Origin of the sequence: Gemmatimonas sp. (assembly GCF_044345575.1) — a bacterium.
In the GTDB taxonomy this organism is placed as follows: domain Bacteria; phylum Gemmatimonadota; class Gemmatimonadetes; order Gemmatimonadales; family Gemmatimonadaceae; genus Gemmatimonas.
Map to the genome: position 1 here is coordinate 1 of NZ_JBIJAW010000413.1, position 2,734 is coordinate 2,734.

General features: G+C 66.6%; 2 protein-coding genes. Both read left to right on the plus strand.

Annotated elements, in window-relative coordinates; translation table 11 throughout:
- Positions 1-1,916, plus strand: a 1,916-nt coding sequence (locus tag ACIQ6O_RS15975) for a HupE/UreJ family protein (RefSeq protein ID WP_396208765.1), incomplete at its 5' end; no start/stop codon positions are given.
- A partial coding sequence (locus ACIQ6O_RS15980; protein ID WP_396208766.1) for a PQQ-binding-like beta-propeller repeat protein occupies positions 1,913-2,734 on the plus strand: 822 nt, incomplete at its 3' end. The genes ACIQ6O_RS15975 and ACIQ6O_RS15980, both read left to right, overlap by 4 nt.

Below are 2,734 nucleotides of genomic sequence, written 5' to 3' on the forward strand. Positions count from 1 at the left end.
GGGAGGGAGACGGTGACGCCTGCGTCGGGCCGGTCATGGCCGACGTGCTGAAGGTACCCGCCGTAACTCCCCTGTCCAGAGAATCGTTGCGCATCGGTCGCTTTCTGTCGGTGATCGCGTTGTGGGTGGCATCCATGCTCCCCGCACGCGCTGTGCTGGCTCACGAGATTCCACGCCACGTGGGTGTGCGGGCGTTCGTCGCGCCGGTCGCAGACCGGGTGCGTCTGCTCGTCCAGATCCCCATGGATGCGGTACGCGATGTGGATTTTCCCGTGCTCGCCAACGATGCGCTGGATGTGTCGCGCGCCGCGCCCTACCTGCGCGATGCCGCGCAGCTCTGGGTGGCCGACGCCATCGCCCTGCGCGACGGTGGCACTGAACTCGGAGCCCCGCGGGTGATTGCGGTGCGTGCGGCGCTTCCGTCCGACCGGGCCTTTGATTCGTTCGGCGCCGGGCTGGCCGCCGTGTCGGCGCAGGGACTCCCCGACGCGACGGACATTCCGCACGGCCAGCTGCGCCTCGAGGTGTTGCTGGAAGTGGCCACCGCCGCGCCCGTGCGCGATCTGGTGATCGAACCGCGCTGGGCCAACTTGGGCGTGCGCACCACCACGGTCCTCACGCTCGTGAATGCCAATGGTACCGAGCGACGCTACAGCTTCGAGGGTAATCCCGGTGAAGTGCGGGTGGATCCTCGGTGGTGGCACGCCGCGTGGACGTTCGTGCAGCAGGGGATGGTGCACATGCTGGGCGGCATCGATCATCTGCTCTTCGTCCTGTGTCTCGTGCTACCGTTCCGTCAGTGGCGGGCGGTGGTGGGTATGGTCACGGCCTTCACGGTAGCGCACTCCATCACACTCATCGCCGCCGCGCTTGGCTTCGTACCCGACGTGGCGTGGTTCGCGCCACTCGTCGAAGTGGGCATCGCGGCGTCGATCGTCTACATGGCCGTGGAGAACGTCCTCGGCGCGCGGGTGGAGCGGCGCTGGCTCGTGGCGTTCGTGTTCGGCCTCGTGCATGGATTCGGTTTTTCCGCTGCGCTCGGCGACTCGTTGCAGTTCGCCGGGGCGCATCTTGTCACCTCGCTCCTCGCGTTCAACGTGGGCGTGGAACTCGCTCAGCTCGGTGTGTTGCTCGTGATGATTCCTGTTCTCGACCGGTTGTTCTCCCGCATCCCCGAACGCACCGGCATCGTGATGCTTTCCGCGCTGGTGGCCCATGAAGCGTGGCATTGGATGACGGCGCGTTTCGCCGACTTTCGCGCGGTGCCGTTCACCATGCCAACGGTCGATGCCGCGTTGGCGGTCACGCTCATTCGCGTCGTGATGGCGGTGCTGGTGCTCACCGGTGTGGCGTGGGCGATGTCGGGGTGGATGCGGCGTCTCCTCACGCCGCGCAACGTGGCGTCGGCGGCGCTGGCGCTCGCCGCGGTCGGTACCTTGAGCTTCGTGCCAACGCAGGCCGTGTCGGCGCAGGCGCGCACGACGAAGGCGGGCGTGTACACCGCCGATCAGGCGGTGAAGGGGCGTGAGGTGTTCAACAGCAACTGCCTCGGCTGTCACACTACCGCCACGCATCAGGGACCGGCCTTCACGAACAAGTGGTTCGGCCGGCCGCTCTACGATCTGTTCGACTACGTGAGTCAGGCGATGCCCAAGGCGGCTCCCGGCAGTCTCACCGAAGACGAGTACGTGTGGGTGACCGCGTACATCCTCAAGCTCAACGGCATGCCCGCTGGGCGCATGGAGTTGTCACCGGAACCCGCGTGGCTCAAGACCGTGCGGGTGGATTCCACGATGGGGCGTGCGAATGGCACGCCAGTGCAGGAGCAACAGCAGGTCAGCACCAGGCAGTTCGATGTCACGCAGTTCGGTAGGGCTCACGATTCACGCCTTCGCGCACGTACGGAGAAGCCATGATCCGACGCAGTACCCTTCGCCGGGCGTCCCTCGCCCTCGGTGCCACCAGCGCAGCGCTCGCTCTGGCGGTATCTCCCTTCGCCGCGCAGGCCCAGAAGGCTGCAGCTGCGGCCAAGCCGCTGGTGCGCGGCAACGCCTACGGAGAATGGCGCCATTGGGGTGCCGACCAGTGGAGCACGCGCTACTCGCCGCTCGATCAGATCGACGCCTCCAACTTCTCGCAGCTGCAGGTGGGCTGGGAGTGGAAGGGCGGTGAGAAGTTCGGGCCCGACGAGTACTATCGCACCACGCCGCTCTACGCGAACGGCCGCCTGTTCACCGTGACGAGCACCAAGCGACACGTGGTGGCGCTCGATCCGGAGACCGGCAAGGAGCTGTGGTCGTACCGCGTGGAAGAAGGGATCCGCTGGCAGAAGGCACCGCGCCAGTTCGCCGGTCGTGGCCTCGCCTACTGGAACAACGGCGGCAAGGAGCGCCTGCTCGTGACCACGCCGGGCTACCATCTCGTGTCGCTCGACGCGAAGACCGGCAAGCCCGATCCGCTCTTCGGCAAGAAGGGCGAAGTGGACTTGATGGTAGGGCTCGGCTATCCGATGAAGAAGCTCGCCGTCGACGACAGCGGCCCGCTCATCATCTCCGACGCCGCGCCGTATCGCGAAGCGAAGCCGGGCGAAGGATGGGATCCGGTGAGGAAGATCGGCGCCGACGGCACGGTCGGTATCCTGAGCCAGATCGCCGCGAGCTCGCCGCCGATGGTCGTGGGCAATGTACTCATCGTGGGCAACTCGTCGATCCACGGCTACTACCCCATCCGCGCG